Here is a 6519-nt window from a genome sequence, read left to right on the forward strand (position 1 = left end):
GCACCGAACTGTGCCCCGCCAGTTCATAACGCACCGGCAACAACTTCAACCCCCGCACCACAGGCCCCGACCGCCACGGCAACTGATCCGGCGGCAGCGTCAGCTCCGCCCGGCTGAAGTGCTCGAAGATCCGCCCCACCGCGGTCGTGACGATCGTCCCCGCCAACTCCCGCGCGGCGCTGGGACACTGGTGCGGCCCGGCCCCCCACGCCAGATGCGCCCGCGTACTGACCGCGGAGTCCACGAGGTGCGAGGAGCCGATCTTCAACAGATCCTGGTGCGCCGCGGCGACGGACGGCGACACGATGTCCCCGGCCCGGATCAGGAAGTTCCCGAGCCGCACATCACGCGCCGCGAACCGGAAGCACAGATTGGCCGTCGGCGGATTCGCCAGCGCGGCCCGGTTCACGGTCTCCCCGAGCTGCCCGTCGGACAGGCTCCGCCGCACGGTCGTGTTCCCCCGCAACACCTCGAGCAGCGTGTTGCAGACCATGTTCCCGGTGATGTCGTTGAGATAGACCGCGTTCATGAACAGCTCACGGCCGAGCTGCTCGTCGCTGAGCGACGGGTCGGACAGCAGCATGTAGGAGGTCAGGTCCTCCCCGGGCCGGGACCGCCGGTGCGCGGCCAGCCGGGTCATCGCCCCCAGCGCCCGCCCGGTCGCCGGCCCCGCGTCCGGCCCGCCGTCCAGCATCCGCCACAGGTCCATGACCATCTCGTCGCCGAGGTCGACGGGACACCCGAACAGCTTGGTCGTCACCATGAGCAGCAGCGGCCGGGTGTACTGCGCCGCGAGGTCGGCGAACCCGGTGGTCCCGGACTCGGCGGCGAGCACGGCGATCAGTTCGTCGGCGTAGCGCGCGACGGCCGCCCGCAGCTCCCAGCCCTCGGGCGAGTGCCCGTCCTGGAAGGGCCGCATCGCCGAGTGGTAGCTCAGCCGTGCGTGCCGGTGCTCCTCGTCGTCGAAGAACATCGTCTGCCGGACCTCGTACCCGGCGAGCAGCGGCCAGTCCTTCGGCAGCCGTCCCTCCGCCCGCGCACGCCAGTGGCGTACGTCGCGCCGCCACACGCTCTCGTTGCGCAGGACCTCCAGCACCTCGCGGTAGTCGAGAACCAGCCACGCCGGCACCCCCATCAGCCCCACGGGTGCCACGGGGCCGTAGGTGCTCCGCAGTCGCTCGTAGACACTGCCCGGGTCCCGGTCGAACTCCGAGGTCAGCAACGGCTGCACGGGCAGCGATTCCAGGCCGGGGCCGCCGGCCGGAGCGGCCGCGAACGGATGTGTTTCCATGCCGACACGCATACCGCATGAACCGTGTACGAGCAGTGACGATGACGCCAACTGTTACGGCTTGGTGATCCCCGATGCACCAGTGGTGACGGTGGCGGGGGTGCCACCTGCCCGGTACCCGCCAGTGCGGCACCCCCGCCCACTTCAGGCCAGGGTCGGCAACTCCGCCAGTGCCTTCGGCAGTTGTTCCGCGTGCACGACACCGAGCGCCTGCGTCGCCCGCGTCAGCGCCACGTACAGATCGCTCGTGCCGAACCTCCCGGGCTCCACGACGAGGACGGAGTCGAACTCCAGGCCCTTGGCCTGCCGGGGGTCGAGGAGGACGACGGTCCGTGTCAGGTCGGGCTCCGCGCCCGCCGTCACGTCGTCCAGCCGGGCGGCCAGCGCCCGGTGCAGCTCGCGCGGCGCGATCACGGCGAGGCGTCCCTCGGCGGGCGTCAGTTCGGCGACCGCCTCGGCCACCTCGGCGGGCAGTTCCCCCGCCGCCGCGCGGCGCGCCCAGGGCCGTACGCCCGTGGACCGTACGGAGCTCGGCGGTTCGAAGTCCGGCCGCTCGGCGCGGACGACACCGGCCGCGACCGCCATGATCTCGGCGGGGGTGCGGTAGTTGACGCCGAGCCGGGTGTGCTCCCAGCGGTCCTGGACGTACGGGGCGAGGATGTCGGCCCAGGAGCCGACGCCCGCGGCCTCGGCTGTCTGCGCCGGGTCGCCGACCAGGGTCATGGAGCGGGTCGGCGAGCGGCGCATCAGCAGCCGCCAGGCCATCGGCGACAGCTCCTGCGCCTCGTCGACGATGATGTGCCCGAACGCCCAGGTCCGGTCGGCCGCCGCCCGCTCGGCCGCGCTGCGGTGGTCGTCCTCCTCGTGCCGCTCGGCGAACCGCTCGGCGTCGATGATGTCGTGCGCGGACAGCACCTCCGAGCCGTCGCCGTCGGGATCGATGTCCTCCCTGTCCTCGAACTCGTAGGTCCGGGACGCGTACGACACCTCCAGCACGCCCTGCGCGTACGCGATCTGGGTCTCCCGCTCGCGCTCGGCGCGGGCCCGCGCCGGCCGGTCGTCCTCGCCCAGCAGTTCGGCGGCCTCGTCAAGCAGCGGCACGTCGGCGACCGTCCACGCGCGCGTGACCGGGCGGCGTACGGCGTCGGCGTCCGCCTCCGGCAGGTAGGCGTCCGGCTCGGCGAGGAAGTCGGCGATCAGCCGGCGCGGGGTGATCCGGGGCCAGAGCCGGCCGATGGCGGACCAGACCTCGGGGTTCTCGGCCAACTCGTCGCGGATCTGGGTGATGTCACTGGCGTCGAGGAGGTTGCTGCCGTCGTACGGGTCGGTGCCGATGCGTTCGGCGACCATCTCCGTGAGGGTGTTGAGGATGTAGCCCTCGAAGTGCTCGCGGGCCACGTTGTGCGGGAGCTTCGCCTCGCGGGTGCGGTCGCGGGCGACCCGTACGAGGTCGTCGTCGAGCATGAGGATCTCGCGGTCGTGCTCGATGGCGAGCACCGGGTCGGGCAGCGCCTGCCGGTCCCGTACGACGGCCGCGAGGACGTCGGCCATGGCGGCGCTCCCCTTCACCCGGGCGGCGGCCGGGGTGTCGGTGGCGGTGGCCCGGACGCCGGGGAACAGTTCGCCGACCGTGGCCAGCAGCACACCCGTCTCGCCCAGCGACGGCAGCACCTCGCCGATGTAGCCGAGGAAGGCCGGGTTGGGCCCGACGACGAGGACGGCGCGCTTGGCGAGCAGTTCGCGCTGCTCGTAGAGGAGGTAGGCGGCCCGGTGCAGGGCGACGGCGGTCTTGCCCGTGCCGGGGCCGCCCTCCACGACCATCACGCCCTGGTGCGGGGCGCGGATGACGCGGTCCTGTTCGGCCTGGATGGTCTGCACGATGTCGCCCATGCGGCCGGTGCGGGCGGAGTCGAGGGCGGCCAGCAGGACGGCGTCGCCGGTGGGGTCCTCGTAGCCGGTGCGGGTCTCGTCACCGAGGTCGAGGATCTCGTCGTGCAGGGCGGTCACCTTGCGGCCCTCGGTGGTGAGGTGCCGGCGGCGGCGCAGCCCCATCGGGGTGTGGCCGGTGGCGAGGTAGAAGGGCCGGGCGACGTCGGCGCGCCAGTCGATCAGGATCGGGGTGCGCTCGGTGTCGTCCTCGCGCAGCCCGATGCGGCCGATGTGGTGGACGGCTCCGTCGGCGAGGTCGAGCCGGCCGAAGCAGAGCGAACCGTCGACGGCGTTCAGCGCGGCCAGCAGCCCCGACCGCTCGGCGACCAGGATGTCCCGCTCCAGACGGGCCTGCATGGGTGTGTTGCCCTGGGCGAGCGCGTCCGTGACGGAGCCCTCGGTCTCACCGCGCAGGGCGTCCACGCGGGCGTACACCCCGTCGATGAATTCCTGCTCGCGCCGCAATTCATCATCGTGTGAATCATGCGAAAAGCCGGTGTTTGACAATTCCACTCCCGCCCGGATATACTGTGTTCACTGAACTTCTTTGCGACCCGATATCTCCGAAGTCGCGAACTATTCAATATACGCAGAGAAAACCCCCGAGCGCAATTACTACTGCGCTCGGGGGTTTTTCTTCTCCTGCCGATGTCAGAGCACGTCGTCCAGTTCCGCCAGCAGCCGGCTCTTCGGCCGCGCGCCGACCATGGCCTTCAGCGGCTCACCGCCCTTGAACACCAGGAACGTCGGCATCGAGAGCACCTGGTACGCGAGGGTGGTCTCCGGATTGGTGTCCACGTCCAGCTGCACCACCTTCAGCCGCTGCCCCTCCTCCGCCGCGAGCGCGCTCAGCACCGGCCCCATCTGCCGGCACGGCGGACACCAGTCGGCCGTGAACTCCACCAGCACCGGGAGCTCCGCCCCGATCACCTCCGCCTCGAAGTCCGCGTCCGTCACTTCTGCGACACCCGCAGCCCTGATCACAGGTCCCCGCCTCCCAGTTCACACGCGGGCTCCGGACCCCCCGGAGCCTCCGCCTCGGCCGCCAGCCGCTCCCGCGCCCGCTCGGCCCGCGCCAACTGCTCGCCGACCGACGCCCGCACCGCCGCCAACTCGCCGATCAGCGCGTCGAGTTCGTCCAGCTTCCGCCGGTAGACCGCCAGCGACGCCGGGCACGAGTCACCCTCCGGATGGCCCGCCCGCAGACACTCCACGAACGGCCGCGTCTCCTCCAGGTCGAACCCGAAGTCCTGCAAGGTCCGGATCTGCCGCAGCAGCCTCAGATCCGCCTCGTCGTACGTCCGGTATCCGTTCCCGGCCCGCCGCGCGGGCAACAGCCCCCGCGCCTCGTAGTACCGCAACGCCCGTGTCGTCGTCCCGGCCCGTTCCGCCAGCTCCCCGATGCGCATACGAGGACGGTATTCCTTGACGCGGACGTCAAGGCAAACGCGCCCCGTCAGAAAAGGCCGAGTGGCCAGGTCTATAGGGGGAGGACCTGGCCACTCGGTGGTTCTTGGAGTTGTTCAGTTGTTCCGCCTGGTGTCCGTACGGCCGGGTCTACGGGGGGAGGACCCGGCCGTACGGAGTCTTGGGGCGCCTTCTCGGGAAGGCCTACGCCTTGGCCAGCTCCTTCTCGCCCTCCGGCTCGGCGGCCGCAGCCGGCGCAGCCGACCCGTGGCCGTCGTCCAGCAGCGTCGCCTCGTCGAACGGGGCGTTCCCGGCGAGGACCTCGTTGACCCGCTCCTTGTCGATCTCCTTGGTCCACGTACCGATGAGGACCGTGGCGACGGCGTTGCCCGCGAAGTTCGTCAGGGCGCGGGCCTCGCTCATGAAGCGGTCGATGCCGACGATGAGGCCGATACCGTCCACCAGGGCCGGCTTGTGGGACTGGAGGCCGCCCGCGAGGGTGGCGAGACCCGCACCGGTGACACCCGCCGCGCCCTTGGAGGCGACCAGGAGGAAGAGCAGCAGCGGGATCTGCTCCCCGACCGACATCGGCGTACCCATGGCGTCGGCGATGAACAGGGACGCCATGGTCATGTAGATCATGGTGCCGTCGAGGTTGAAGGAGTAGCCGGTCGGGACGGTGATGCCGACGACGGGCTTGCTGACGCCCAGGTGCTCCATCTTCGCGATGAGGCGCGGCAGCGCGGACTCGGAGGAGGAGGTGGACAGGATCAGCAGGAACTCACGGCCCAGGTACTTGAAGAGCGTGAAGATGTTCATGCCCGCGACGACCCGCAGCAGCGCGCCGAGCACGATGAAGACGAAGAGGAAGCAGGTGATGTAGAAGCCGAGCATCAGCACGGCGAGGCTCTTCAGGGCGTCGAGGCCCGCAGAACCGGTCACGGCCGCGATCGCGCCGAAGGCACCGATCGGGGCGGCCCACATCACCATCGCGAGGATGCGGAAGACGAGGCGCTGGATGTGCTCGACACCGCGCAGGATCGGCTGACCGGAGTCGCCCATGGCCTGGAGCGCGAAGCCGGCGAACAGGGCGACGAGCAACGTCTGGAGGACCTCGCCGCCGGTGAAGGCGGAGACGATGGTCGTCGGGATGATGCCCAGCAGGAACTCGGTGGTGTCCTTGGCCTCCGCCGACACCTGCGCCTGACCGGTCTCCTTGATCGCGTCGGTGACCGCGAGGCCGGTGCCCGGCTCCACGATGTTGCCGACGACCAGGCCGATACCGAGGGCGACCAGCGACATCGCCGTGAAGTAGGCGAGGGCGATACCGCCCACGGCGCCGACCTTGGCGGCCTTCCGTACGGAGCCGATGCCCAGCACGATCGTGCAGAAGATGATCGGCGAGATCATCATCTTGATCAGGTTCACGAAGCCGGTGCCGATGGGCTTCAGCTCGACGGCGAAGTCGGGGGCGATGAGACCCACGGCGATGCCGAGAGCCACAGCCACGATCACGGCGATGTACAGGTAGTGGGTGCGGTCCCGCTTGGCGGGTGCGGTAGGTGCCGTATGAGTGGTGCTGGCCACGGCTGCCCTCCTCGTCGACGACGTCGTCGGCTCGCTGTTCCGGCGTGCGGCTCACGTCCGGGGGAATTCGGGAGAAGGTCTCCCAAGGGGTGGGAACCGGCGGGTTCCCGGGTGGGAGCCCTCGGGCTCCCGGTGGGAGACCGGCTCCCGGTATCGGGAGCCGGCGGGCTCCCGGAGCCGGCAGCTGGGGGACTTCCGGCGGTGGGAGCGGGGCTCCCATGGGGTGGGAGAGCCCGCCGGCTCCCGGCGGTGGAAGCCGGCGGGCTCTCCCACCTTTCTCTGATACACATCTCCAAGCCCCCGAG

General features: G+C 70.6%; 5 protein-coding genes. All 5 read right to left on the bottom strand.

The features are described 5' to 3' along the window. Positions 1-1291 (bottom strand): cytochrome (locus tag P1P70_RS37885; RefSeq protein WP_319245862.1); only part of this gene is annotated, 1291 nt, incomplete at its 3' end. A gap of 144 nt (positions 1292-1435) precedes the next feature. Further along, on the bottom strand, positions 1436-3685 hold the full coding sequence (locus tag P1P70_RS37890) for a HelD family protein (RefSeq protein ID WP_319245864.1): 2250 nt from the start codon (positions 3683-3685) through the stop codon (positions 1436-1438). 186 nt (positions 3686-3871) lie between these two features. After that, on the bottom strand, positions 3872-4204 hold the full coding sequence (locus tag P1P70_RS37895; protein WP_319245866.1) for a thioredoxin family protein: 333 nt from the start codon (positions 4202-4204) through the stop codon (positions 3872-3874). Then, positions 4201-4629, bottom strand: a complete 429-nt coding sequence (locus P1P70_RS37900) for a MerR family transcriptional regulator (RefSeq protein WP_319245867.1) — start codon at positions 4627-4629, stop codon at positions 4201-4203. The genes P1P70_RS37895 and P1P70_RS37900 overlap by 4 nt, the downstream gene beginning before the upstream one ends. 202 nt (positions 4630-4831) lie before the next feature. Then, a complete protein-coding gene (locus tag P1P70_RS37905; RefSeq protein ID WP_319245869.1) occupies positions 4832-6214 on the bottom strand; it encodes a cation:dicarboxylate symporter family transporter in 1383 nt (460 codons plus the stop codon). Between the last annotated feature and the right edge of the window lie 305 nt (positions 6215-6519).

The organism is Streptomyces sp. MB09-02B (assembly GCF_033794485.1).
GTDB lineage: Bacteria > Actinomycetota > Actinomycetes > Streptomycetales > Streptomycetaceae > Streptomyces.

Coding starts and splice junctions, on each gene's coding strand:
- P1P70_RS37900 (WP_319245867.1), bottom strand. CDS start 4,629: ATGCGCATCGGGGAGCTGGCGGAACGGGCCGGGACGACGACACGGGCG.